The sequence below is a fragment of the Streptomyces sp. NPDC003023 genome (assembly GCF_042888225.1).
Lineage (GTDB): Bacteria > Actinomycetota > Actinomycetes > Streptomycetales > Streptomycetaceae > Streptomyces.
Genome location: NZ_JBIAPL010000015.1, coordinates 1 through 23,641 on the forward strand (window position 1 = coordinate 1; position 23,641 = coordinate 23,641).

Annotated in this window: 25 protein-coding genes; 16 read left to right on the top strand and 9 right to left on the bottom strand. The window is 71.1% G+C overall.

All coding sequences use genetic code 11. The annotated features are described in order from the left end of the window. The coding region (locus ACFYV1_RS31940; protein ID WP_389399268.1) for a phosphoribosylformylglycinamidine synthase subunit PurS at positions 1 to 86 on the bottom strand (86 nt) is incomplete at its 3' end. Between the two features lie 280 nt (positions 87 to 366). On the opposite strand from ACFYV1_RS31940, the gene ACFYV1_RS31945 reads away from it, so the two are divergent. The 14 genes from ACFYV1_RS31945 to purM all read left to right on the top strand — a co-directional run bounded on the left by ACFYV1_RS31945 (position 367) and on the right by purM (position 14,897). Further along, positions 367 to 1,746, top strand: a complete 1,380-nt coding sequence (locus ACFYV1_RS31945) for a flavin-containing monooxygenase (protein ID WP_389399132.1) — start codon at positions 367 to 369, stop codon at positions 1,744 to 1,746. Beyond that, entirely contained in the window at positions 1,743 to 2,621 is an 879-nt protein-coding gene (locus ACFYV1_RS31950) for a hypothetical protein (RefSeq protein WP_389399133.1), read from the top strand. The genes ACFYV1_RS31945 and ACFYV1_RS31950 overlap by 4 nt, the downstream gene beginning before the upstream one ends. Continuing rightward, positions 2,618 to 3,151 (top strand): hypothetical protein, encoded by a 534-nt coding sequence (locus ACFYV1_RS31955; RefSeq protein WP_389399134.1) that lies wholly within the window; start codon positions 2,618 to 2,620, stop codon positions 3,149 to 3,151. The genes ACFYV1_RS31950 and ACFYV1_RS31955 overlap by 4 nt, the downstream gene beginning before the upstream one ends. Beyond that, positions 3,148 to 4,617 (top strand): amidophosphoribosyltransferase, encoded by a 1,470-nt coding sequence (purF, locus tag ACFYV1_RS31960; RefSeq protein WP_389399135.1) that lies wholly within the window; start codon positions 3,148 to 3,150, stop codon positions 4,615 to 4,617. The genes ACFYV1_RS31955 and purF overlap by 4 nt, the downstream gene beginning before the upstream one ends. Positions 4,618 to 4,628: 11 nt before the next feature. After that, positions 4,629 to 6,431 carry a fatty acyl-AMP ligase gene (locus ACFYV1_RS31965; RefSeq protein ID WP_389399136.1) on the top strand — a complete coding sequence of 601 codons (1,803 nt, stop codon included), beginning with the start codon at positions 4,629 to 4,631 and terminating at the stop codon, positions 6,429 to 6,431. Beyond that, the gene (locus ACFYV1_RS31970) at positions 6,428 to 6,712 is read left to right on the top strand and encodes an acyl carrier protein (protein WP_389399137.1); all 285 of its coding nucleotides are present in this window, start codon (positions 6,428 to 6,430) and stop codon (positions 6,710 to 6,712) included. The genes ACFYV1_RS31965 and ACFYV1_RS31970 overlap by 4 nt, the downstream gene beginning before the upstream one ends. 12 nt (positions 6,713 to 6,724) lie before the next feature. Beyond that, positions 6,725 to 7,036, top strand: a complete 312-nt coding sequence (locus tag ACFYV1_RS31975) for a DUF6506 family protein (RefSeq protein WP_389399138.1) — start codon at positions 6,725 to 6,727, stop codon at positions 7,034 to 7,036. A 115-nt stretch (positions 7,037 to 7,151) separates the two neighbouring features. After that, complete coding sequence (locus ACFYV1_RS31980) at positions 7,152 to 8,324, top strand: cytochrome P450 (RefSeq protein WP_389399139.1); 1,173 nt, start codon at positions 7,152 to 7,154, stop codon at positions 8,322 to 8,324. Between the two features lie 15 nt (positions 8,325 to 8,339). After that, on the top strand, positions 8,340 to 9,350 hold the full coding sequence (locus ACFYV1_RS31985) for a 3-oxoacyl-ACP synthase III family protein (RefSeq protein ID WP_389399140.1): 1,011 nt from the start codon (positions 8,340 to 8,342) through the stop codon (positions 9,348 to 9,350). Next, on the top strand, positions 9,347 to 10,090 hold the full coding sequence (locus ACFYV1_RS31990) for a glycosyltransferase (protein WP_389399141.1): 744 nt from the start codon (positions 9,347 to 9,349) through the stop codon (positions 10,088 to 10,090). Before ACFYV1_RS31985 ends, ACFYV1_RS31990 begins: the two co-directional genes overlap by 4 nt. After that, positions 10,087 to 11,292 carry a cytochrome P450 gene (locus ACFYV1_RS31995; protein ID WP_389399142.1) on the top strand — a complete coding sequence of 402 codons (1,206 nt, stop codon included), beginning with the start codon at positions 10,087 to 10,089 and terminating at the stop codon, positions 11,290 to 11,292. Before ACFYV1_RS31990 ends, ACFYV1_RS31995 begins: the two co-directional genes overlap by 4 nt. Continuing rightward, on the top strand, positions 11,289 to 12,881 hold the full coding sequence (locus ACFYV1_RS32000; RefSeq protein ID WP_389399143.1) for a class I adenylate-forming enzyme family protein: 1,593 nt from the start codon (positions 11,289 to 11,291) through the stop codon (positions 12,879 to 12,881). The genes ACFYV1_RS31995 and ACFYV1_RS32000 overlap by 4 nt, the downstream gene beginning before the upstream one ends. After that, complete coding sequence (locus ACFYV1_RS32005; protein WP_389399144.1) at positions 12,878 to 13,765, top strand: NAD-dependent epimerase/dehydratase family protein; 888 nt, start codon at positions 12,878 to 12,880, stop codon at positions 13,763 to 13,765. Before ACFYV1_RS32000 ends, ACFYV1_RS32005 begins: the two co-directional genes overlap by 4 nt. A gap of 64 nt (positions 13,766 to 13,829) precedes the next feature. Then, entirely contained in the window at positions 13,830 to 14,897 is a 1,068-nt protein-coding gene (purM, locus tag ACFYV1_RS32010) for a phosphoribosylformylglycinamidine cyclo-ligase (protein WP_389399145.1), read from the top strand. A 234-nt stretch (positions 14,898 to 15,131) separates the two neighbouring features. Here purM and ACFYV1_RS32015 read toward each other — a convergent pair whose 3' ends face one another. The 7 genes from ACFYV1_RS32015 to ACFYV1_RS32045 form a co-directional block, all read right to left on the bottom strand. Beyond that, positions 15,132 to 16,730: a cation acetate symporter gene (locus ACFYV1_RS32015; protein ID WP_389399146.1), complete on the bottom strand. Its 1,599-nt coding sequence runs from the start codon at positions 16,728 to 16,730 to the stop codon at positions 15,132 to 15,134. Beyond that, positions 16,727 to 17,212 (bottom strand): DUF485 domain-containing protein, encoded by a 486-nt coding sequence (locus ACFYV1_RS32020; RefSeq protein ID WP_389399147.1) that lies wholly within the window; start codon positions 17,210 to 17,212, stop codon positions 16,727 to 16,729. Before ACFYV1_RS32020 ends, ACFYV1_RS32015 begins: the two co-directional genes overlap by 4 nt. Positions 17,213 to 17,419: 207 nt before the next feature. After that, positions 17,420 to 17,668 (bottom strand): hypothetical protein, encoded by a 249-nt coding sequence (locus tag ACFYV1_RS32025; RefSeq protein ID WP_389399148.1) that lies wholly within the window; start codon positions 17,666 to 17,668, stop codon positions 17,420 to 17,422. Between the two features lie 274 nt (positions 17,669 to 17,942). Next, positions 17,943 to 18,533, bottom strand: a complete 591-nt coding sequence (locus ACFYV1_RS32030) for an SMI1/KNR4 family protein (RefSeq protein WP_389399149.1) — start codon at positions 18,531 to 18,533, stop codon at positions 17,943 to 17,945. A 214-nt stretch (positions 18,534 to 18,747) separates the two neighbouring features. Beyond that, entirely contained in the window at positions 18,748 to 19,095 is a 348-nt protein-coding gene (locus ACFYV1_RS32035; RefSeq protein ID WP_389399150.1) for a hypothetical protein, read from the bottom strand. A gap of 36 nt (positions 19,096 to 19,131) precedes the next feature. Further along, positions 19,132 to 20,007 (bottom strand): DUF3626 domain-containing protein, encoded by an 876-nt coding sequence (locus ACFYV1_RS32040; RefSeq protein ID WP_389399151.1) that lies wholly within the window; start codon positions 20,005 to 20,007, stop codon positions 19,132 to 19,134. Continuing rightward, complete coding sequence (locus ACFYV1_RS32045; protein WP_389399152.1) at positions 20,004 to 20,519, bottom strand: ATP-binding protein; 516 nt, start codon at positions 20,517 to 20,519, stop codon at positions 20,004 to 20,006. The genes ACFYV1_RS32040 and ACFYV1_RS32045 overlap by 4 nt, the downstream gene beginning before the upstream one ends. A 216-nt stretch (positions 20,520 to 20,735) precedes the next feature. On the opposite strand from ACFYV1_RS32045, the gene ACFYV1_RS32050 reads away from it, so the two are divergent. Next, positions 20,736 to 21,587, top strand: a complete 852-nt coding sequence (locus tag ACFYV1_RS32050) for a helix-turn-helix domain-containing protein (protein ID WP_389399153.1) — start codon at positions 20,736 to 20,738, stop codon at positions 21,585 to 21,587. A gap of 12 nt (positions 21,588 to 21,599) precedes the next feature. Continuing rightward, positions 21,600 to 21,788, top strand: a complete 189-nt coding sequence (locus tag ACFYV1_RS32055) for a DUF397 domain-containing protein (RefSeq protein ID WP_389399154.1) — start codon at positions 21,600 to 21,602, stop codon at positions 21,786 to 21,788. Between the two features lie 13 nt (positions 21,789 to 21,801). Here the strand turns inward: ACFYV1_RS32055 and ACFYV1_RS32060 are convergent, their stop codons facing one another. Then, positions 21,802 to 23,325 carry an MFS transporter gene (locus tag ACFYV1_RS32060; RefSeq protein ID WP_389399155.1) on the bottom strand — a complete coding sequence of 508 codons (1,524 nt, stop codon included), beginning with the start codon at positions 23,323 to 23,325 and terminating at the stop codon, positions 21,802 to 21,804. Positions 23,326 to 23,641: the final 316 nt, after the last annotated feature.

Genomic DNA, 23,641 nt, shown 5'->3' on the forward strand with positions numbered 1-23,641 from the left:
AGTCGAGGCAGTGCACGCTGCACCGCCTGTCCCTGGGGGTCGAGGATCTCGGGCTTGAGCATGACGTCGACTACGACGCGAGCCACGGGCACTCCTCCTTGTGACGCTGCCTACGCAGAAACGACTCGATTGGTTCAATCCGAAGAGGAAAAGTGATGTGATTCACTTTCACTCGAAGGCTGGTCGCGCCCATTAGGCGGAAGTCGAGGCACGGAAGTCAAGGATCCTCCTTGTTTTCCCGTGTCGTTTGAAAGTCCTTAAAAGTGGCTGGAGTTACGGCAGGCCCACGGTGGAGTCTTGGTATGCACCCCGCGCGCAGCGAGGGTGTCAGATACCTGAGTCACAGTCTCCAACGGGGGAGTTCACGTGCCAGAACCACAAGCGGATCCGCGGCCGGTCGCGGTAATCGGAGCCGGGCCTTCCGGACTCGCCTCGCTCAAGAATCTCGCTGATCTGAACATCAACTGCGTGGCGTACGAATCCCATTCCGGTGTGGGTGGTATCTGGGACATCGGAAATCCGCGAAGCTCTGTTTACGAGAACACGCACACCATCACCTCGCGAGAGGTCACCGGATATTCCGATCTGCCCATGGACCGCGGGCTCCCCGCCTATCCTCGCCATGACCAGGTGAGCGCCTATCTGAGGCAGTACGCGGAGCGGTTCGACCTGCTGCGTCTGATCCGGTTCGACTCCGACGTCACCGAGGTGGAGCGGCTCCCCGACGGCTGGCGGGTCACCACGGCGGACGGCCACTCGCAGGAGCACAGCGCTCTGATCATCGCGAACGGCCACAACTGGCATCCGCACACACCCTCGTTCGCGGGCAAGTTCGACGGCGAGATCCTGCACAGCAGGGACTACACCAGCCCGGCCGACCTCGCAGGCAAGCGGGTGCTCGTCGTGGGCGCCGGCAACTCCGGCTGCGACATCGCGGTGGAGGCCGCGGGTGTCACCAACGACGTAGCCATCAGCATGCGCCGCGGATACTACTTCTTCCCGAAGTTCATTTTCGGGAAGCCCGCCGACCAGGTTTCGGAATCGAGTCAGAACCTGCGGCTGCCGGCCCCGGTGGCACGGGCCGCGTACCGGACCATGCTGAAACTGAGCATCGGCAGCCCCGAGCAGTTCGGCCTGCCCAAGCCCGACCACGAGCCGCTCGAATCCCCGCCGATCGTCAATTCGCTGCTGCCGTACTACTGTGCGCACGGACGGGTCAAGGTGCGAACGGCTCCCGTTCGGTTCGACGGTAAATTCGTGGAATTCGCCGACGGTACGTCAGAAGAATTCGATACGATCATTCTGGCGACCGGATTCAGGATTCACATCCCGTTCGTCGCCGAGGAGCACCTCGACTGGAACAAGGGCCGGCCCGACTTCTATCTGCTGGCCTTCTCGCCTCGCTACGACGATCTCTTCATCGCCGGAATGACCGACGGAACCGGCGGCCATTTCCCCACCGTGGAGCTCCAGTCGCGGGTGATCGCCGCCTATCTCGCGGCGCGCCGGCAGGACCCGGAGACCGCCCGCAGATTCGACGAGATGAAGCGCCGCCGGGACGTGGACATCAGCGGTGGCATCAAGTTCCTGGACTCGCCCCGCAACCTCACCCAGTTCGAACTCCTCACGTACCTCCGGGTACTCCGCGACCACCTGTCGCTGCTGGGCGGCCGGGACACCATGTACGCGAACCGGCCCTCCCTGCTGGATCAGGCCGCGGCGCTCTTCAAGGGAGGCCGGAAGTGAACACCCTCGGTGCGGCACTGCTGACCGATGTGCAGAAGGAAGTCCTCGACGAGGTGCTCGTCGGAATTCCGTACAACAGCGCGTCCCAGTTCCACGAGTACTTCGGCACCCGGGCGGCGCCGCCGCGTTTCGGCCTGTCCTGTGCGTGGCAGTCCTTCGCCGCCGGACGGATGGTGACCGAGCGGACGGGCGTCGCCGCCGAGTACCTGATCGACGGGCGGCACGTCGCTGCGGTCTACCGCGGCAAGGACGACGTCGTCGTTCTCGACCCCTACCTGCTGCACGGCGAGCCGCTGCGGCTCGACCGGTCCGCCGCGGTCGACGGCGCGGTACAGGTGGTCGTGGACGCCTACCCGTTCCGGGCGCGCGAGGACGGCACACCGGCTCCCGGGCGGGTGCGTGCCACCTGGACGCTCGACGACGACGTCATCCGCCTGGACTACCTGCGCTTCAGCCCGCGACGCGGGCACAACGTGGCCTCCCGGTCGTTCGTCATGCGCCCGGACTCGCGGCTGGAGACCGTGCCGCCGCCGGCGGACTGGGTCCGTCCGCTGCTGGTCCACCCCGAGCAGCACAGCGTGTCCGTACGGGTCCTCCACCCGGTCACCCGTGAGATGGCGGAGCTGATCCTCCCCCTGGCCGGGCGGCCCGCGGGCGTCGCGGAGGACCGCGCCGTGATGCTGACCAAGAACAACCAGGGCGCGGTCGCGTCCTACGGCGACCCCCGTTTCCAGCGCGACCTCGAAGTCGTGGCGGACGCGGTGTCCGCGCCGCCGGACGACGTGATCGCGTTCCTCCTCGAGGCAGCGTCCATTCACCGCGCCGCCGCGCCCGCCGGGCTGGCTCTCGCGCCCTACTCCCTGGAGGACGAATGACGGCCGAGGCCTTGCCCGGCACAGCACGGCAGGTCCGTTCGTACTTCCTGGCCGGGACCATGCAGGGGGCACGCACGGGCGCGCACCTCACCGACCAGTCCTACCGGGAGCTGCTGACGAGGGCCCTCCGGGCTCGGCGGCCCGACGCCGTGATCCACGACCCCGGTGTGGTGATGGCCGAATGGCTGACCTCGCACCCCGCCGACGTACGGGCCGCACATGCCGCGCTGGCGGACCGGCCGGTGCTGCGCCACTGCGAACTGGCCCCGGAGCTGCGGGAACTGACCGATCTGTTCCACCGGCTGACCCGTCTGGCGGCCGACAGCGACGTCTGCGTCGCCTGGCTGCCCGGCCACGAGCCGAGCATGGGCACAGCCGCCGAGATGCTCTCCGCCCACCGGGCCGGGCGCACCGTCGTGTCGATCACGGACATGCGGCAGAACCTGGCGGTCCTCTCCTGCTCGACCGTGATCCTGCCCGACCTCGACTCCTTCACCGAATGGCTCGACGCGGGCGGTGACACCGCATGAGCGCGGACCCGTACGCCGCGGACAAGCCCCGCGAGGCCTGCGGCGTCGCGGGTGTCTGGGGGCCCGTGGGCCACCATGCCGCTCTGGTACGGGAGATGCTGGTCGCGTTGCAGCACCGTGGGCAGGAGAGCGCCGGCATCGCCGTCGGCACGGGCGGCGCCGTCGTCGCACGGCATGGCGCGGGCACCGTCGCCCAGGCGCTCCCCGACCTCGACGGGCTCCCCGACGGCCCGGTGGCCGTCGGCCACGTCCGGTACGCCACCCACGGCGCACGGGACGGCCTGGCCGGCGCCCAGCCCGTGGTGCTGGACCGGCCGCCGTTGGTCCTCGCGCACAACGGCACCCTGGTGGACCCGCACACCGCACCTGGCGCCGACTCCGTCGACCCCGGACTGTGGGCGACCGACAGCGAGTTGCTCGCCCGCATGCTGCTCGACGCCCGCACACGCTCCGGCCTCGACACATCGGCCGCACTGCACGAGGTGCTGCGGGGCGTGCGGGGCGCGTACGCCCTGGTCCTGACCGACGGGGAGGACCTGTACGGCGTCCGTGACCCGCACGGGTTCCGGCCGCTGTCCCTGGGCCGGCGTGGCGACAGCTGGCTGCTCGCTTCGGAGACCGCCGCCATCACCGCCGTCGGCGGTGAAGTGGTGCGGGAACTGGAGCCCGGCGAGGTGCTGTCCATCGGCGCCACCGGTACGGCCAGCAGCCGTCTCGCCGTACCCGACGCGAAGACGGCGTCCTGCCTCTTCGAGTACGTCTACTTCGCACGCGCCGACTCCACGCTGTCCGGCCGCAGCGTCTACCAGTCCCGCTACCGGGCGGGTCAGGCCCTGGCCGACTACGCGCCGGTCGGCGGATCGCCGCGCCCCGTCGTCGTGGCCACACCGGAGACCGCGCGGGTCGCGGCCGACGGCTACGCCGAGCGGGCCGGCCTGTCCGTCGTGCAGGGACTGCTGCGGCCCGGAGCCGTCGGCCGCAGCTTCATCGCCGGCGACCCGGCGGCCCGCGAGAACACGGTGCGCCGCAAGCTGGCCCCGGTCGCGGACGCGGTCGCGGGGCGGCGGGTGGTGCTGGTGGACGACTCGCTCGTGCGGGGCACCACCATGCGCACCGTGACCCGCCTGCTGCGCGACGCCGGAGCCGTGGAGGTGCACCTGAGGGTCGCCTCCCCGCCGTACCGGTGGCCCTGCTTCTACGGGATCGACACCGGACGCCCCGACGAACTGCTCGCCGCCCGAATGCCGATCACCGAAATGGCGAGCCAACTCGGCTGTGACAGCGTGGCGTTCCTGTCGCTGGACCGGCTCACCGAAGCCGTGGGAGGCGACTCCTCCGGCTACTGCACGGCCTGCCTGACCGGCCGCTACCCGACCGCTGTCCCCGCCGCCCACGCCCCGGTACCCCGGTGCGGGGCGGGGGCCCGATCCGACACCGCCCTCGCCACCCGAGCGACAGCCGAATGAGGAGCTCAGCAGTGAACACCCCAACCGAGGCGACCGCGACCCAGCCTCCGGCACCGGCGCAGACCGGTCGGGAGGCCCACACCATCGTTGAAGCCCTTCTCGCCCGTACCACCGGCTCCGACGCCGACCGCCCCGTGGTCACCGCGCTCGACGCGTCCGGCACCACGATCGAGAGCCTGACCCCGGTCGAACTCGACCTCCGGGCCAGGGCCCTGGCCGTGGCACTGCGCGGGGCCGGCAGCGCCGGCGACCGCGTCATCGTGCCGGCACTGCCCGGACTCGACTTCCACATCGGCTTCCTGGGCTGCCTGTACGCCGGCATGATCGCCGTGCCGGTGCCCGCGTTCCGCACCGCCGCCCGGGCGGGCACCACCACCCGCGCCGAGCGACTCTCGGGCATCTGCGCGGACTGCGCCCCGTGCGCCGTCCTCGTCTCGACCCGGCAGGACGCCGAGGAGGCGGACACCGACCTGCTTCCCGGGGTGCGCTGGGTCGCCGTACGGCAGGACGACCCGGAGCCCGGCGCCGCCCTGCCCGACCCGGCCGCGCTCGACCCGGCGGCCACCGCGCTGCTCCAGTACACGTCGGGGTCCACCGGCGACCCGCGCGGCGTCGTCGTCGCCCACGGCAACCTGGTCGCCAACCAGGCCGCGATGCGTGACCGCTGCGACGTCGAACCCGGCACCACCATCGTCAGCTGGCTGCCGTTCTTCCACGACATGGGGCTGTGCACCGCCGTGGTGCTTCCGCTGGTCTCCGGCGCCACCACGGTCACCATGGAGCCGTCCACGTTCGTCCGTGACCCGAAGGTGTGGCTGCGCGCCATCGCCGCCGAGGACGACGTCTTCACCGCCGCGCCCGACTTCGCGTACGACATGTGCGTCAACCGGGTGCCGGAGGAGCAGCGTGCCGCGCTCGACCTGTCGACCTGGCGGGTCGCGGTCAACGGCTCGGAGCCCGTACGGGCCGCCACCCAGCGCCGGTTCGCCGACGCGTTCCGGACGAGCTTCTTCCGGGAGGAGGTCTTCTCCCCGGGCTTCGGGCTCGCCGAGTGCACTCTCGCGGTGAGCCTCAGCCCGTCGCTGGTGCCTACTGTCGTGGGCCTGTACGAGCGTGAGGCGCTGGCCGAGGGCAAGGCGGTGAAGACCACCGCCGCCGACGAGGGCGTCGAACTCGTCGGCTGCGGATCCGTGGTGGACAAGGTCACGGTCGCCGTCGTCGACCCCGAGACCCGTCACGCCCTCGCCGACCGCGTCGTCGGTGAGATCTGGGTCGACTCACCCGGCAACTGCGGCGGCTACTGGGGACGCGAGCAGGAGTCCGCGGACACTTTCGCGGCACGTGTGGAGGGTGACGAGACGCACGCCGGCCGGACGTACGTACGGACCGGGGACCTCGGCTTCGTCGACGAGGGCGAGCTGTTCATCACCGGCCGCATCAAGGACGTCCTGGTCATCGGCGGCGAGAACTACTTCCCGCAGGACGCCGAAGCCGTCGCGCTGGACTCCCACCCGGCCTTCGCCCAGCAGCGGGCCGCGGCCTGGCCGCTCGGTGAGGACGACCGGGGCGTGGCGGTCGTCGTCGAGACGACCGTGCGCGAACCCGCCGAACTCGCCGCGGCCGTCCGCGCCGCCGGGATCGCCGTGGCGAGGGTGCTGCCGGCCGGCGTCAGCGTCTACGCGGTGCCCCGCAACAAGATCCCCCGCACGACGAGTGGAAAGATCCGCCGCCGCACATGCGCGGAACAGGTGAGGACAGGACAGCTGGTGCCGCTGGCGCAGTGGTCCAGCCGACGGACGGAGGGCGCGGCATGAGCACCGCACAGGACATCACCCCACTGCTGGTGACGGAACGTCTGCGCCGGGTCGTGGCCGAGCTGCTGGAGATGGAGCCGTCCGAGCTGGACACCGATGTGCCGCTCAGCGCCTTCGGCATCGACTCCATGACGAGTGCCGTCCTCGTCCGCGACGTCGAGAAGTCCTACGGCGTCAGCCTGCCCAGCGGGGCTTTCCTGGGCAGGCTCACCCTGTCGGAAGCGGCCGACGAGGTCGTGGCCGAGGTGACCGGGAACCCCCGGCCGCCCCAACAGAACTAAGGAGCGATGAGCATGGCACTCGACGCATTCGGATTCCTCTTCACCGGGCGTGGGCTCGACCCCGAGCGGGACCGCTCCGTGATCGAGCGTGACGGGTTCCGAGCCGTCATGGTCGGCATGGAGGACCCGTCCAGGGCTCCCGAGGTGGCCGCGGCCATGGTCGACGAGGGCATCCAGCTCATCGAACTGTGCGGCGGCTTCGGCCCCGTGTGGACGGCCAAGGTCATCGAGGCCACCAAGTCCCGTGTGCCGGTCGGCTCCGTCGGATACGGACCCGAGTCGATCGACGGCATGGCAGCGCTCTTCCCGCCCCAGGCGGGCTGACCCCAGCCCGCCTCCCGCCGGGGTCTCCTCCCTGTCATCCCCCGTCCGGGGAGGAGACCCCTGCGGGCCCGCGGCCCGCGGGGACCCGTGTACGACGACGAGATGGATCATCCTCATGAACCGCGCCGGCCTCCACGAACTGCGCGTGCTGGCAGCCAGCCGCCCCGCCCTCCCGATCCTCCTGCACGCCGGACGGTTCGCCCGGCCGTTGAAGTACGTCCCCCGCATCGGCTGGCTGACCGCCGACGCGGCCATGGCGCGATCCGTCCTCACCGACCAGAAGCACTTCACCGTCCTCGACCGCGGTGGGGTCGGCCGGCTGTGGGCCCAGCTCCTCGGCGACTGGGTCGAGGACCTGTTCGACGGAGAGGGGCACCGGGCCCTGCGCGCGGGGACCCGCGAACTCTTCGGCGAGACCACTGCCCGCGCCCTGGTGGATCGCACCGTCGGGGCCCGGCTGGCAGAGGCCCGCGCCCAACTGGCCGTCGGCCGGCCGGTCGACGTCGCGGCCCTGGGCCGGGCGGTCGTCGGCCGGATCGTCACGGAACTGCTCCGCGTCCCCGTCACCGGCACCGACGACACGGCCTACGAGCGTGTCTTCGCCACCGCCCGTGAACTGGCCGCGCTCTCCGTGGAGGCCGCCGGAGGCGGCGATCTGACCGAGGCGACCGTCGCGCGCGGCCGGGACATCGTCGCCCGGCTCACCGGTCACGTGGAACAGGCGTGGCGCACCGAGTCCCCCGACCACCTCATCGGCCGCTGCCGCGAAGTGGGCCTCGACGCCCGGCAGACCGCGGGCATGGCGGCGCTGGTGGGCGTCGCGGCGACCGAGACCGCCGCCAGCGCGATCACACGCACCGTCGCCCTGCTGCACGACACGGGCGAGCAGCACAAGCTGGTGGCATCGCCCGAACGCGTCCCGGAGGCCGTCCGCGAGGGGCTGCGCGTGACCGCCCCGGCACCGGTCATCGGCAGGACCGTACGCAGTGACGTTCGGCTCGGCGGACGCGACCTCCGGGCCGGTGACCGGATCACGCTGCTGAACTACACCGCCAACAGTTTCACCGGAGGCTTCTGCCTCGACCGGCCCGCCGACCCGGCCAACCGGCAACTGTGGTTCGGCGCCGGCCGTCACCACTGCCTGGGCTCCGCGATCGCCCAGGCGGAGATCGGTCGCACCCTCGAGACGCTGACCGCCGTCGGGCGGCCCTGGCGGGTCGTGGAGCGCCGCTACAGCCGCCGCGTGGTCATTCCCTCGTACGACCGGCTGACCGTGACCCTCGTCTGACGGGAGACCAGTTTCATGCCCCGCATCCATGCCCGGCTCGCCGGTGTGGCCGTACACATGCCGGAGACCGTGCGCTCCGACACGGAGACCGAGCAGCGTGTCGCCTCGGCCGGCACCGGATTCCGGCCGCCGCCCGGCCTGGTCCGCCGCCTCACCGGCGTCGAACGGCTCCATGTCATGCCCGACGACTGGCAGGCCTCCGACCTGGCCGCCGCCGCCGCGCGCAAGCTGCTCGCCGACACCGGGACCGACCCGGGCGGCGTCGACCTGCTGATATTCGCCGCGGCCAGCCAGGACATGGTCGAGCCCGCGACCTCCCACATGGTCGCCGACCGTCTCGGCCTGAGCTGCCCCGTCTTCGACGTGAAGAACGCGTGCAACAGCGTGCTCAACGCACTGGAGACCGCGCACGCCCTCATCGCCCAGGGTTCCTACCGCCGCGTCCTCATCGCCTGCGGCGAGACCCCCTCGCGCGCCGTCCGCTGGTCGGTGCCCGACCTGCGCACCTATCTCGCGTCGATCCCCGGCTACACGCTCTCCGACGCGGGCGCGGCGCTCCTCGTCGAGGCATCGGGTGAACCGGGCGTCCTCGGCTGCGGGTTCACCGCCGACTCCAGATCCTGGAGCGTCGGGACGCTGGCCTCCGGCGGCTCCGCCAACCCCCGGGGCGACGAGCACACCTACTTCCGGCTCGACGGCGTGGGCCTGCGCCGCGCCTTCGAACAACTCGGCCCGCGCATACTCGACGACACGCTGGAACGGCTCGGCGTCGGCTGGCAGGACATGGCGGCCGTCTGCGTGCACCAGGTCTCGAAGCCCTACCTGGACGAACTCACCGAACGGTTCGGCCTGCCCAAGGACAAGATCACCGTCACTGTCACCGAGCACGGCAACGCGGCCTCGGCCAGCCTGCCCCTCCAGCTCGTACGCGCCAGGGAGAGCGGCCAGGCGGGCGTGGGCGACCTGGTCGCCCTCGTCGGTCTCGCCGGCGGCATCAGCATGGGACTGAGCGTGATCCGGCTGTGAGCCTCTGGGTGGTCGTCCCCGCCTACAACGAGGCGCCGGGAATCACAGCGACGCTGCGCGCTCTCGCCGCGCAGACCGACCGCGACTTCTCCCTCGTGGTCGTCGACAACGACTCGACGGACGGCACCGCCGACGTCGTACGGTCCTTCGGGTTCCCCGGTGACCTCCACATCGTGCGCGAGACACGCAAGGGCACCGGTGCCGCGGCGGACACCGGCATGCGCTACGCCATCGCGCACGGCGCCACACATCTGGCCCGCACCGACGCCGACTGCCTGCCCGCCACCGACTGGACCGCCCGCGTACGGGCGGCGTTCGGCACCGGCCTCCAGCTGGTCGCCGGCCGGCTGCGCCCGCGCACCGACGAGGCGCCGCTGCCGCCCCTGCGCCGTGCGGCACTCGTCGGCGCCACCGAGGTCGCGGCGCTCTTCGGACGGTTCAGGCCAGGCAACCGCGGACCGCACTACCTGGGCCCGTATGTGATGGCACCCGGCTGCAACATGGCCATCACGGCCGAACTGTACGAGCGTGCCGGAGGGTTCCCCCGCACCGCGATCGAAGAGGTCCACGAGGACCGGGCCCTGGTCAACGCGGTACGCAAGCTGACCACGGCATACGGGGTACGGCGCGACGTACGCGTCGCCGGGTCCGCCCGCCGGGTCCGCGAGTGGGGGCTGCGCCGCACCCTGGGCTGGTACGCCGACCACCGGTACCGGCCCGAGAAAGTGGACATCCGATGACGGCGACCGTCGCACCACCCGCCGCCCCCGACCGGTGGGAGCGCCGGCTGCAGACCTCCGCCCACCCCGTCGCGTACCGGCTGCTCAAGGCCGTCGCCGCACGCGGACCGGTCGTGCGTGTCCCGCGCGTCGGCGTCGTCGTGAGCGACGCGGCCCTTGCCCGCGAAGTTCTGTGCGACACCACGCGCTTCACCAAGACCGGTCCGGGCTCGCCCGCCGACCTGTGGACCCCGGTGCTCGGCCCGTCAGTGCTGCTCAACATGGAGGGCCCCGACCACACGGCACTGCGCCGGCGCCTCTCCGGGCTGTTCACCCCCGGCTACGTCGCCGCGCTCTGCGCCCGCGTGCTGGCGGAGCCGCTCGCCGATCTCACCCGCCGGCTCGGCGCCGGTGAGGAGGTCGACCTCGTGCACGTCGCCCAGACCTGTGCGGGCGCCGCCATTTGCGAGATCGTCGGAATGCCGGTGGAACCGGGCCGGTTCGCCGCCGCCCACGCCGAAGCGGCCGAGGTCACGAGGATGGTGCGGCTGTGGCGGCACTCCATGACGGGTCGGCAGGTGACCCGGGCCCGCGAGGTGCTGGGGAACCTCACGGCATCCGCGGTGACCGCCTACCGCCAGGGCTCGGAGGAGACCCTGCCGGGCCGGCTGCGCGCACTGGGTCTCAGCGAGGAGGAGGCCCGCGGCGCGGTCGGAGCCTTTCTGCTCACCGGTACGGAGACCCTGGTCTCCTTCATCCCGCGTCTCGTCGCCATCTGCCACGACACGGGCCGGCTCGACGGACCGGGAGGCATGGACCGTGACGACGGCCGCGGCGGGGCCGGTCGCGACGCCGTCGTGGAGGAGGCGCTGCGCGTCACGGTGCCGTCGCCGGTGATGCTGCGCAGCGTCACCGGACGCACGACCGTCGGCGGGGTCCCCGTGGACGCCGGGGACCGCGTCGTGATCGCGACGCTGCTGTGCTCACAGGCGTACGGCCCCTTCGACCCGGAGTCGCCCCACCCGCCGGAACTGCGGCGGCTCTGGTTCGGGGCGGGCCCCCACTTCTGCCTGGGCATGCCGCTCGCCATGGCGCAGATCCACGCCGTCCTGGACGCCGTCCTCGCCGCCGGGCCCGTCGCCGTCACCGGCCGCCGTGCCGCCCGCCGTGTGCTGATCCCCGGGTACGCCCGGCTCGGCCTGAAGCTCCGGAGCACCAGTTGACCGAATCACCCGACACCCGACGCCGGCCGGGTAGCGGCACCGCGACCGACCTGCTGACGGCCCTGTTCGACACCGCCGACCGGCGCGGTGACGCCGCCGCGCTCACCGGACCGGGAGCCCGCACCCTCAGCTACGCACGGCTCACCCGCGCGGTGCTGGCCACCGCGCAGGGACTGCGGGCGGCGGGCATGGAGCGCGGCGACCGGGTCCTGTTCTCCGTACGCCCCGGACCGGACGGCGTCGTCCTGGCCCTGGGAGTGATTGCGGCCGGTGGCACCGTGGTGTTCGCCGACCCCGGGGCCGGTCCCGAACTGTTCACCGCCCGCCGTGAACTCGCCGCTCCCCGCTGGGCCGCCGCCGAGTCCCTGCTGTACGCGGTGGCCCGGTACGGCCGCCCGCTCGCCAGGCGGCGAGGGCTGCTCCTGCCCCCGTACCACCGGCTGGGTCTGCGCCACATTCACGCGGGCCGCCGACTGCCGGGGGTGCCCGCCGGCGCCCTGTCGGCACGCCGGCTCGCCTCCGGACCCGTCCCGGTGCTGCGCCCGGACCCCGACCCCGACCAGGAGGCGCTGGTCGTCTTCACCTCGGGCACCACCCGGGCGCCCAGGGCCGTGGTGCACACCCGCGGTTCCCTCGGGGCGGGCCTGGCCGGCTGCGGGCACGCCCTGGGCATGGGCGACGGGGATGTCCTGCACACCGACCAGCTGATGATGGGCGTCCCGGCCCTGGTCGCCGGAGCACACTGGACGATGCCGCCGTACGGCTTCGCACCGGCGGCCGACCCCGTCCGCTTCGCCCGCGGACTGGCGGGCGCCACACACGCGTTCTGTGTGCCCGCCGACCTGCCCGCCGTCGTCGAGGCCGTCGAGCGAGGCGACGCGGCCATGCCCGCCTCGCTGCGCCACCTCGTGCTCGGCGGAGCGCCCGTGCTTCCCGGGCTGCTGCGCCGGGCCGCGCGCGCCCTGCCGCGGGTGGACTTCCTCGCGGTGTACGGGATGACCGAAATGGTTCCGGTCGCCGTGGTCACCGGCAGCCGGAAGACCGCCCACACCGGCCCCGGGGACCTCCTCGGCGCCCCGCTGCCGGGCATCCGCGTGCGCACCGCGCGAGACGGCGAACTGCTGGTCTCCGGGCCGAATCTGTGCCGCGGCTACCTCGGCGAGCCGCCGATGGACGAACACGCCACCGGAGACCTCGCCCGGCTGGAGAACGGGCAGCTGGTCCTCCTCGGCCGCAAGAAGGACATGCTGATCCGCGGCAGTACAAACATCTACCCCGGGCTGTACGAGCCGGCCGTCGCCGCCCTGCCCGGTGTCGCGGAGGCCGTCATCGTGGGTGTCCCGGACGCCTACGGCGACGAACGGGTCGTCCTCGCCCTGGTCCCCGACACCCCCGCTGTCGCCGACTCCCTTGCCGCGTCGGTACGTTCACGGCTCTCCACCCTCATCGACGCGGCCGCGCTGCCGGACGAGGTGGTCGTCCTGGACCGGATCCCGGTCGCGGGACGCTCCCGCAAACCGGACCGGGAGGCCCTGCGCACCTCCCTGCGCCGGGCGGACGCGGCCCACCGGGCGGGGGCGACGCCGTGAGGATCGCCGTCACCGGCGCACGCGGATTCGTCGGCGGCGCCGTCTGCCGCGCCGCGGCGGAACGGGGCTGGACCGTCCACGCACTCACCCGCGCCGACTGGGACCTCGCCGCCGGTCCCTGGGCGAAAGCCCCGAGGGTGGACGCGGTCGTGCACGCGGCCGCCGCCGTGAGCGACTGGGGACGGCCCGAGCCCGTCTGGCACGCCAACCTCACCGGTACGAAGAACGTGGCGGTGTCCTTCCCCCGCACACGACTGGTCCACATCTCCACGGCCAGCGTGTACGACCCGTTCCGGCCGACGGTGCTCGCCGACGAGGCACAGGCCCCGGTCCGCCGGTACCTCACGCCGTACGCCGCCTCGAAGGCCGCAGCGGAGCGGGCCCTGACGGGCCGGCCGGACACCGTGGTGCTGCGCCCGCACGCCGTCTACGGCCCGGGCGACCGCACCCTGCTGCCCCGGGTGCTGAGCGCGGTCCGGGGCGGCTCGCTGTGGCTGCCGGGCGACGGCACGGCCCTCCAGTCGCTCACGCACATCCGCAACCTGACCGATGCGGCGCTGCTGGCCTGCGACTCCGCCACGGCGCCGGGGACGTACAACATCGCCGACGCGGACACCGTCGCCATCGGCGAGGCCCTGCGTGAACTGCTCGCGGCGCGCGGCCTGCGGGTGCGGGTGCGTGCCCTGCCGACGGCGGTGGCGGCTGCGGCCGCCGTCACGGCGGAGACGGCATGGCGCCTGGCGCGGCGGCCCGGCCCGCCGCGCATCACCCGCTACGCGATCAGCCACCTCGCAGAGGAACGGACCCTCTCCCTGGGCGCGGCCCTGCACGGCCTCGGTTTCCACCCCTCACCGACGTCGTTCCGCGACGCCGCGTCGTGGTGAACACGCCCGCGGCCGCCCGCCGCCGGGACTTCCCGACTTCCCGACTCCCCGAAGGGGCCCGTACATGACCACCAGCTCTTCCGGATCCGACTACGCGTCCGCGGGTGTGGACATCGAAGCGGGCGACCGTGCCGTCGAGCTGATGAAGGAATGGGTGAGGAAGACGCGGCGCCCTGAGGTCCTGGGCGGCCTCGGCGGCTTCGCCGGTCTTTTCGACGTCTCCGCGCTCAAGCGGTACGAGCGTCCGCTGCTGGCGTCCGCCACCGACGGCGTGGGCACGAAGGTCGATCTGGCCCGGAGGATGGACGTGTACGACACGATCGGCCACGACCTGGTCGGCATGGTCGTCGACGACCTGGTCGTCTGCGGCGCCGAACCGCTGTTCATGACCGACTACATCTGCGTCGGCAAGGTGCGTCCCGAGCGGGTCGCCGCCATCGTGCGGGGCATCGCCGAGGGTTGTGTCCTCGCCGGCTGCGCCCTGGTCGGCGGCGAGACGGCGGAACACCCGGGGCTCCTGGGCGAGGACGACTTCGACGTGGCGGGTGCGGGCACGGGCGTCGTGGAGCACGACAGGATGCTGGGCGCGCACCGGGTCGAAGAAGGGGACGCGGTGATCGCGATGGCGTCCTCGGGTCTCCACTCGAACGGCTACTCGCTCGTGCGGCACGTGCTCCTCGACCGGGCCGGCTGGTCACTGGACCGTGAGATCCCGGAGTTCGGCCGGAGTCTCGGCGAGGAGCTGCTGGAGCCCACGAAGATCTACTCGCTGGACTGCCTGGAACTCACGCGGACCACCGAGGTGCACGCCTTCAGCCATGTCACGGGCGGTGGTCTGGCGAACAACCTGGCCCGCGTGATCCCCGACACGCTGCACGCGGTCGTCGACCGGTCCACCTGGACGCCGGGCGCGGTCTTCGAACTCGTCGGGCGGGTCGGCCGGGTGGACCGGCCGGAACTCGAGAGGACCCTCAACATGGGCGTCGGCATGACCGCGGTCGTCCCGGAGACCTCCGTGGACAAGGCGCTCACGACGCTGGCCGCGCGCGGTGTGGACGCCTGGGTCGCCGGCCGGATCACCGCGCGCGGCGACCGGCCCACGGGCGCCGGACTGGTCGGCGCAGCGCGCTGAGCCGACCGCCGGGCTTCAGTCGCCGTCCGTGCGGACCGGGAAGCGGCTCGGTGCGACGAACACCAGCACCAGCAGCGCCCGTCCCGCAGCCGCCGCGGTTCCGGCACAGACGTGGGCGACGGCCGCGTCGACCACGCGGCGCAGCCGCTGCGCGGCGTCGGCCGGCAGCGTCGGCCGACAGCGCGGCCGGGTTCTTCAGGGCGTGGGACACCGGAGTCCGGGCCGCCGCCGCCTTCAGGTGTTCGTCGGCACTCCGGCGAGGATCGTCGGCTCCAGCTCCTCGTAGCGGCGGCGCTCGGCCCCGTCGCTGTCGTAGAGGACGGACGCCAGCCAGCCCGCGAAGAAGCCCAGCGGGACGGAGACGAGGCCCGTCGTGGTGAACGGGAACCAGTTGAAGTCCAGGTCGGGGAAGACGGACTGCGGCGATCCGGACACCAGGTTGCTGCCGGTCATCAGGACGAGCGCGGAGCCGGTGCCCACGACGAGTGTGGCGAGCAGTCCGGTTCGGGTGTAGCGGCGCCAGAAGAGGCTGTAGACCAGGGCGGGTGCGACGGCTGACGCGCCGACGCAGAAGGACAGGGTCAGCAGCGCCTGGAGGTTCAGGTGCCTGGCGCCGGCGGCGATCGCGATGGCGACGAGGCCGACGCCCGCGGCGGCGCCCCTGGCGATGGCCATCTCCGTACGGTCCTCCAGTCGCGCTCTGCGCAGCCCGTGCGCGATCAGGTCGTGGGCCAGGGTGTTGGCGCAGGCCAGGGTGATCCCGGCGACGGAGGCGAGCAGCGTGAGGAAGATCGCCGTCGCCACGGCCGTGAAGAGCAGGGTCTCGAAGGTGCTGGGGTCGGGCCCCATGACCGCCTGGCTGACCATCAGGAACGCGGTCTTGCCCTGCGGGTCCCCGGCGGCCAGCGTCTCGTGGCCCACGACGGCGGCGGCGCCGAAGCCGATGACGACGATCAGCAGACACGTCACGACGACGATCGACACGGCCCAGGACATGGAGCGCCGCACGGCGCTCGCGCTGCGGGCGGTGAACATGCGCATCGTGATGTGGGGGAGGACGGCCGCGCCCAGTACGACGGTCAACTGAGTGCTGATCATGTCGATCTCGCTGCCCGCGAACTGCAGTCCGGAGGCGAGATAGGCGTCCCCCGCCCCGCTGCCCGCCTTGGCCGCATCGAGCAGCGCGGGGGCGCTGAAGTCGAAGCGTTCGAGGACGAGTACGGCGATGGCGGTGGCCGCGCCGAGCAGGACGACGGTCTTGACGATCTGGATGAAGGCGGTTCCCTTCATACCGCCGATCGCCGCGTACGTGATCATGAGCAGGCCGAGGAACACGATCGAGCCGGTCTTGAACCCGTCTGCGTGGAATCCGAGGACGACGGCGAGCAGGTCGCCCGCGCCGGCGAGCTGGAAGATCACCAGCGGCAGCAGCGCGGTCAGCGTGACGGCGGCGGCGGTGATCCGCACGAGGGGCCCGGGGGCGCGGCGGGTGAAGACGTCCCCCATGGTGAACCGGCCGGCGTTGCGCAGGGGTTCGGCGAGCAGGAACATCATCAGGACCAGCGAAAGCACGGTGCTCAGGGCGAGGGTCATCCCGTCGTACCCGAGGAGTGCGACGATGCCGATGGTGCCGAGGACGGTGCCCGCGGAGATGTAGTCGCCCGCTATCGCGAAGCCGCTCTGCATCGGGGTCAGCGAGCGGTAGCCGGTGTAGAACTCGCCCAGGTCGTCACGGTCGGGGCCGGTCATCACGCACAGCAGCAGCGTCACGGTGATGACGGTGATGAACGCGATCAGGGACATGGTCTGGGCGTCAGAGCTGAACCCGTTCATGCGCGGGCACCTCCGGCGCGCTGCTGCCGTCCACCCCGCCGGGCCGCCACCTGCTCGGCGCGCTCCGCGACCGAGTGGGCGAGCGGGTCGACGCGCCTGCGTGCGATCCGTTCGTAGAGAGCGATCGCGGCGAGCGCCACGGGCAGTTGGAGCAGCCCCAGCAGCAACCCGGTGGTGAGCCCGCCGCTGACTTCGCCGGTCATCATGCCGGGGACGTAGGCGGAGAGGAGGAGGAAGAGGACGAAGTAGCCGAGCGCGGTGAGGGTGGAGATCCGCCGCAGCCTGCGGTAGGCCGAGCCGAGGCTCCGCACTTCGCGTCCGCGGCCGTGGTCGTCGCTGCCGGACGGCTGTACGGTCGGCGCCCGGTCCCACGGCTGCTGCGCCTCGAAGTCCCAGGCCGGGACCGCCGGCTCCTGACGGTGGCGGCCGGTGCCACTGGGCGGCCGTGGCGGATCGGGGAAGAGCTGGTGGTGGTACGACATCGTTCTTCTGCTCCTTGCCGCCGTGAGGGACAGGCGGGTGGCGCCGGCGGTCCGGGTACGTTACTCACGGGTAGAGCAAGGAACAAAGGAGTTACTGACCGTTCGGTATGTCAGTTCGGTGACGATCCTGTGTCGGCACGGCCGGGGGCGGACTCGGAGTCGACCGGCGCAAGATGTCCTTCGGCCCCGGCTTGTCGCCCCTCTCCATCAGGGACTGATGTAGTCGCCCCACCAGAAGGTGGCGACGTAGGCGCGTCCAAGTGCGTCTCCGCCGCGTCCGCCCCTGACGTGGATGACGATCAACGCCACGACGAACCAGGCGGTGAAGCATCCCGCGACGGTCAAGGCCCACTGAGGGCCCGAGGCGATAGCGATGACGACCAAGGCGATGATCGTCACGGCCAGTCCGATGTGGCCGTCGCCGATATGCGTGCCGGACCTGCTGCCGCCTGTCATGAGGGCCTCCGCCGAGGATCACGCCGTCCTGCGCCAGAGCAGCCTACGTGGCTCTGGCTGTGTTGTCGGTGCTGCTTGAACGACGAGACCTGGTGCCCTTCTGTCCGTTCGTCGTCCGTCAGCAGGGATGGCCGCGAGTGCGTTTCGCGGGCTCTACCAGTCCTCCGGGGCGCCCTTGCCGGATGCCTTCGGCGCGCAGGTACCCGCTGAGGCCCAGGCTCAGCGGGCGGAAGCCGGATCGTCCCGTCACCGGATCAGATACACGTGAACTGATCTACTCGTCGCCCTTCGGGCCGTCGCCATCGGGCCGTTGCAGCGCTTCGTCCCAGACATTGCCCCCGTCGGCCCAGGTCCAGAGCCAGTGGCGCAGCGAGGATGCCGCGTACCGCAGGCCGTCATGAGGATCTTGCCCCCAGTCCGGCTCCCAGCCTTCGGCGTCCCAGAGCAGCACTGGGTGGTCGACCGCTGTCAGCGAGACGTACCACTCCATGCTGCAACCACCGCCCGTCAGAAAGAACCAGGACCGCGGCGGCCCCCACCAAGATCGCTGGGGGTGCACGGTCAGAGCGCAGGGCCAGTCCGCCAGATACCCGGGCGGCCGGCGGCCCTCCGTCAGTGAAGCGAGGCCGCCGTCCGGCCCGAATCCTCCATCTCCGATCTCGGTGTAGATGCGCCGGAGCAGTTCGGGCAGGCGATAACCAATCTTCTGCTCCGCGTGCTCGACCTCGGACTCGGTGAGCGCAGGAAAGGGCCCCTCGGGCAGGACGGTGGGGTAAGGGACAACATCTCCGGTTCCCCACGCGAGGGCATGAAGTCTCTCCAGAAGCGCGTCGTCATCTGCGGCAGTGCGGGCAGGATCGGTCATGCGTCGGGACTCCAATGCGCGGGCCTGAGGGCTGTCCCCGTCAGGCACACCGCTTGCGTGTGCGTACAGGCCGTGGCGATCGCCCGCTTACTCAGCCGGGCCGGGTTGAGAACCACACTTGCTGATCGTTTCAGAATGAGTGAGAGCTTGGCTTCGATGCGAGGAGGCGGTGGACTCCTGTCGGGCGTGTGGTTTCGCCGACCCTGCACGACAGTCAGCCCGAAGAGGAAGGGTCGGACTTCCAAGCGAAGGCGCCTTCTGTGCGCGTTGCCAAGGATCCGGTCTCCCAGGACTCGGTGATATCTGTCCAGTTGTCCAGGTAGGCGCTTCGCGCGGCGTGCTCTGCTGCCTGGTCGTAGAAAAGGCGGAATCTGTAGACCCGGTTGTCATCGGCGATGACTTGACCGTCCTCATGGTCGGGACCCCCCTGCAGGAGGTCGACGACTGTCGTCCGGGCAGGATCGAGTCCCTGGTCCGTCAGGAGCTCCCGCAACCGGACCCAGAGGTCGAACGAGCTCGATCGCAGGAGCTCTGTGTACTGGACGACGATGCTTGACACCATGAGTTCATGATCCGGCTGAAGTCCATCACAACTCGGTTACGCACCGAGCCGCACCCCGCTCGCCGGCTGGTGGTTCGACGGGGACCCGAAGCGCGCGAGGCAGTGCCACACCTTCTTGAGCGCCTGGGGATCGAATCGGCCGGTGCGAGCGGCGTCACCGACGATACGAGGATCGAGCGCCCCGTCGACGGCGATTTGCGTGCCCAGATCGACGTACTCCTGGCCCCGGTAGTCGGGACGGCGGCGCAGTTCGTCGACGGTGAGCCGGAAGCCGTCGTGCCACTCCACCGGGCAGCCGAGACGGAGAGCCGAGGTCTCCACGGCCGTGCCTCGATGGGACGGGTCAAGGACCAGCGCCTCCACATGATGCCGAACCTCGACCGGTCCGTGCACCTGTGCCTCTATGTAGTCGTCGATGGCGTCCCGGGAATCGGCCAGGGCGAGTTCGACGAGCCCCATACGGGCCGCCACGCCGAAATCCGTGGGCTCGGCACAACTGTCCGGGTAGCAGAACGTGGTCCGGTCCAGGGTCCCGGAGGTCAGTCTGAAGTGGGCGGAGCCGAATCGGGGCGCCCCGCCGGCCGGTTTGCGGCGAAAGTTCAAGGCTCCGTAGACCGGGCGCTCGTGGGCGGACGCCGAGTCGTACGCACCGTCGAAGATCCGGCTCTCCCAGTGCCAACGATCGCCGCCGCGGTGAGCGGTCAACCCGCCGTTACTCGTTCCTGTGACGAACTGCGAGCGGTAGAAACCGTCTTCGCCCATGGCGTCCAGGATCGGCTTGCCGCGCAGCAGGCGATCCGGGTGGAAGTTGAGGGTCACGCGCAACGTCGCGTCCATCGGGCCACCGGAAGCCAGTGCCTCGACATGGCGGAGGGCGTGGGACCACGGTGCCTGTGGCGTTGCTGAGCTCATTCGCGCAGTGTGCCTCTGGTCGTTCCGTTCGTGCACCCGTATTCATCTGGCGTGGACGTCCACGACGACCGCACAGGCGCGGCGTCGAGTTCGCACCACAGCAGTTTGCCGTTACGGCCGAAGAGGTCGTCTCCGAATGGACAGCCGCCCCAGTTGACGGCCAGCCGGACGACGATCCGTAGACCGCGACCGCCTTCGGTGAGGGGGGCTGCGTCGGGTGGGAGCGGCTTGCCGTCGAAGGGGGCGGGGATGTCCGGGTTGGAGTCCCAGACGCTGATACGGAGCCCGCCGCCGTCCATGGGTCGCATGCGGAGTGTTGCGTGTCCGTCGGAGTGGCGGTAGGCGTTGGTGACCAGTTCGGAGGTCAGCAGTTCGGCGGTGTGGAGTAACGAGGTCATGCCGTGGCCGCCGAGCACGGTGCGGAGGGTGTGGCGGGCGACGCGTGCTGCGAAGGGGTGGTGGGGGAGCTGGAGGACGTACGACCAAGGAGTGGGCGGGGATACGGTGTCCACGGAAGTCTCCTGTGGGGCGGTGGAGTTGTATCACTCGACGATCGGCGTACGTCGTGCGGTGGCAGTGCCGCGGGTGCGGTGCGCTTCCGTCTTGTCGGCTGCTCGGCGGTCGAGTGCGTGAGCAACACCGTAGCGCGGGACTTGTAAGGTCTTACATGAGATTCGAGAAGTACTTACAACTCCATCCGTGTGGGTGATACCTGGAAAGAGGGTGCGATGCCGGCCCGTACGTCCCTGACCCTGCGACAGCAGCGGCTCGGCGCAGAGCTGCGGAAGTTGCGCGAACGCGCAGGTCTCACGTCGACCGAGGCAGCAGGGCTGCTGGGCGGACCGCAATCCCGCATCAGCAACATCGAGGCCGGGCGCTACGCGGTGAGTGCGGAACGGGTGCGCGCCCTGGCGCACAATTACGCCTGCGATGAAGAAGGTTACGTCGACGCACTGGCAGCGATGACCGGCAGCCGTGCCCGAGGATGGTGGGACGAGTACGCGGAACTTCTGGCACCCGGCCTGCTCGATCTGGCAGAAATGGAGCACCATGCCACCTGCTTGCGCGTAGCCGTGGTGATCCATGTGCCGGGACTGCTCCAGACCACCGCGCATGCCCGTGCCGTGATGGCCGAGAGTGTGCCGCGTCTTCGGCCGTACGAGATCGAGCACCGGGTCTCGTACCGCATCAAGCGGCAGGCCGTGCTTTTCGAGGGCACGCCGACTCCATACACCGCTCTTGTTCACGAAGCGGCCCTGCGCATGGGCTACGGAGGGCGGGAGGTCGCCCGGGAGCAGCTCATGGCTCTGCTGGACGCGTCGGACCACGAGAACGTGACGGTTCTGGTCCTGCCCTTCGGAGAGGCGTCCTTCCCTGCCTCCGGACAGCCGATCACTTACGCGTCGGGACCTGTGCCGCAGCTTGACACCGTGGTGTTGGACACCGACCACGGGTGCGACTTCCTTGACGCGGAAGCTCAATTGGCGCGCTATCGATCCGTACTGGACCGGATGGAGTCCCAGGCGTTGTCCGAAGAGAAGTCACGCACATTCATCCACCGCATCGCCAAAGAACTCTGAAAGGCCCGACCTGTGCACGAGCTTGCCTGGCAGAAGTCCTCCTACAGCGCTGAAGCGGCCAACTGCGTCTGCGTCGCGCTCGCCCCCGACGGCACCGTCCGTCTCCGGGACAGCAAGGTGCCCGACGTGCTTGTCGCCACGCGCCCCGAAGTGCTGGAACGGTTCATACGCGCGGCCGCCGACGGGCGGTTCGACGCCTGACCGAGCAGGGCCGTCACTCTCCGTCCGTACGGACCGGGAAGCGCTTCGGGGCCACGAACACCAGCACCAGCAGAGCCAGTCCCGCCGCCACCGCCGCGCCCACGTAGACGTGGTCGACGGCCGCGTCCACCGCGCGGCGCAGTCGTTCCGCGGCGTCGGCCGTCAGCGCGGCCGGGTTCTCCAGGGCGTGCGACACCGAGTCCAGGCTGCCGCCGCCCAGCCGGGAGACGAGGACGGCGTTGGCGATCGCGCCGAACAGCGCCGCGCCCACGGACTGGCCGACCTGGCGGCAGAAGAGGACGGACGCGGTCGTGGTGCCGCGTTCCGACCAGCCGACGGTGGACTGGACACCGACGATCAGGGGGAGTTGGAAGAGGCCGAGCGCCGCGCCGAGCAGCAGCATGAGCAGGGCCGGCTGCCACGGTTCGCCCGGGAACGGCAGCAGCGGGAAGGCCAGCAGGACGAGCACGGCCGCCGTGATGCCCCAGATCGCGGTCCGCCGGAAGCCGATACGGGTGTAGACGCGGTCGGAGAGAGCCGCGCTGACCGGCCAGCTCAGGGTCATCACCGACAGGACGAAGCCCGCCGCGATCGGGCCGAGGCCGAGCACGGACTGGGCGTAGGTGGGCAGGAAGACGGTGGGAGCGACCATCAGCAGTCCCAGCGCGCCGAGCGCCAGGTTGACCGCGGAGATGGTGCGGCGGCGCCAGACCCAGCCGGGGATGATCGGCTCCGCGGCGCGCCGCTCGACGGCGACCGTGACGGCGACCAGGACCGCGCTGCCGCCGAGCAGGCCGAGGGACGGGGCCGAGATCCAGGGCCAGGCGATGCCGCCCTGCACGAGGGCGGTGAGGAGCAGGGTGCCCGCCGCGAACACGCACAGCGCACCCGCCCAGTCGATGCGCGGCCGGGCCTCGGGGGCGGGCCGGGCGGGTTCCGTGAAGTGGCGCAGGACGAGGTAGAGCGCGACCGCGCCGACCGGCAGGTTGATGAGGAAGATCCAGCGCCAGTCGGCGTACCCGGCGAGCAGTCCGCCGATCGCGGGACCGGCGACCGCCGAAGTGGCCCACACCGTCGACAGCTTGGCCTGGATCCTGGGGCGTTCGGCCAGCGGGTAGAGGTCGGCGGCGATGGTCTGCACCGTGCCCTGGAGCGCCCCGCCGCCCAGGCCCTGCACCACCCGGAAGGCGATGAGCGCGGCCATGTTCCAGGCGAGGGCGCAGAGCAGGGAGCCGAGGAGGAAGAGGACGATACCGGCGACGAGGACCGGCTTGCGGCCGAAGGTGTCGGACAGCTTGCCGTAGACGGGGAGGGTGACGGTCACGGCGAGGAGGTAGCCCGAGAACAGCCAGGAGAAGACGGCGAAGCCGCCGAGGTCGCCGACGATCTGCGGCACGGCGGTCGACACGACCGTTCCGTCGAGCGCGGCGAGCGCCATCCCCATCATGAGCGCGGCGACGACCGGGCCTCGTCCGCGGGGAGTGGCCGGATCCGCCGCGGCGCCGGACAAGGGTTGCGTGCGGCCGGTGCTTCCCATGGCGTCCCTCGGGTCCTTTCCTCATGCATCTATTTCCGGGACACCATCTCACTTGAAGCTCACGCAGCGGGAGGGTGCAGTCTCGTCGTACGACGGGTCCACCCCGAGGTGGAGTCCCCCTAGGGGCTCCTCCTTACTTCTGCCCAGGGGACGTTCGTCCCGGCGGACGACGTGAAGGCCGGGTGGCGCTCCTTAACTTGTTCTTACGGCCGCAGCTGAGGCCGCTGCACGAGGCAGCACCGGACGGGGGTGGGGAAAACCCCCGGCCCAAGACTGCGCTGCGCACCAGCGCGCCGGACCGCTTCCGTCGCGAGAC

Bases quoted from the DNA above. Each gene is read 5' to 3' on its own strand.
- ACFYV1_RS31955 (WP_389399134.1), top strand. From the start codon at position 2,618: ATGACGGCCGAGGCCTTGCCCGGCACAGCACGGCAGGTCCGTTCGTAC.
- purF (WP_389399135.1), top strand. From the start codon at position 3,148: ATGAGCGCGGACCCGTACGCCGCGGACAAGCCCCGCGAGGCCTGCGGC.
- ACFYV1_RS31970 (WP_389399137.1), top strand. From the start codon at position 6,428: ATGAGCACCGCACAGGACATCACCCCACTGCTGGTGACGGAACGTCTG.
- ACFYV1_RS31975 (WP_389399138.1), top strand. From the start codon at position 6,725: ATGGCACTCGACGCATTCGGATTCCTCTTCACCGGGCGTGGGCTCGAC.
- ACFYV1_RS31980 (WP_389399139.1), top strand. From the start codon at position 7,152: ATGAACCGCGCCGGCCTCCACGAACTGCGCGTGCTGGCAGCCAGCCGC.
- ACFYV1_RS31985 (WP_389399140.1), top strand. From the start codon at position 8,340: ATGCCCCGCATCCATGCCCGGCTCGCCGGTGTGGCCGTACACATGCCG.
- ACFYV1_RS31995 (WP_389399142.1), top strand. From the start codon at position 10,087: ATGACGGCGACCGTCGCACCACCCGCCGCCCCCGACCGGTGGGAGCGC.
- purM (WP_389399145.1), top strand. From the start codon at position 13,830: ATGACCACCAGCTCTTCCGGATCCGACTACGCGTCCGCGGGTGTGGAC.
- ACFYV1_RS32015 (WP_389399146.1), bottom strand. From the start codon at position 16,730: ATGAACGGGTTCAGCTCTGACGCCCAGACCATGTCCCTGATCGCGTTC.
- ACFYV1_RS32020 (WP_389399147.1), bottom strand. From the start codon at position 17,212: ATGTCGTACCACCACCAGCTCTTCCCCGATCCGCCACGGCCGCCCAGT.
- ACFYV1_RS32025 (WP_389399148.1), bottom strand. From the start codon at position 17,668: ATGACAGGCGGCAGCAGGTCCGGCACGCATATCGGCGACGGCCACATC.
- ACFYV1_RS32030 (WP_389399149.1), bottom strand. From the start codon at position 18,533: ATGACCGATCCTGCCCGCACTGCCGCAGATGACGACGCGCTTCTGGAG.
- ACFYV1_RS32035 (WP_389399150.1), bottom strand. From the start codon at position 19,095: ATGGTGTCAAGCATCGTCGTCCAGTACACAGAGCTCCTGCGATCGAGC.
- ACFYV1_RS32040 (WP_389399151.1), bottom strand. From the start codon at position 20,007: ATGAGCTCAGCAACGCCACAGGCACCGTGGTCCCACGCCCTCCGCCAT.
- ACFYV1_RS32050 (WP_389399153.1), top strand. From the start codon at position 20,736: ATGCCGGCCCGTACGTCCCTGACCCTGCGACAGCAGCGGCTCGGCGCA.
- ACFYV1_RS32060 (WP_389399155.1), bottom strand. From the start codon at position 23,325: ATGGGAAGCACCGGCCGCACGCAACCCTTGTCCGGCGCCGCGGCGGAT.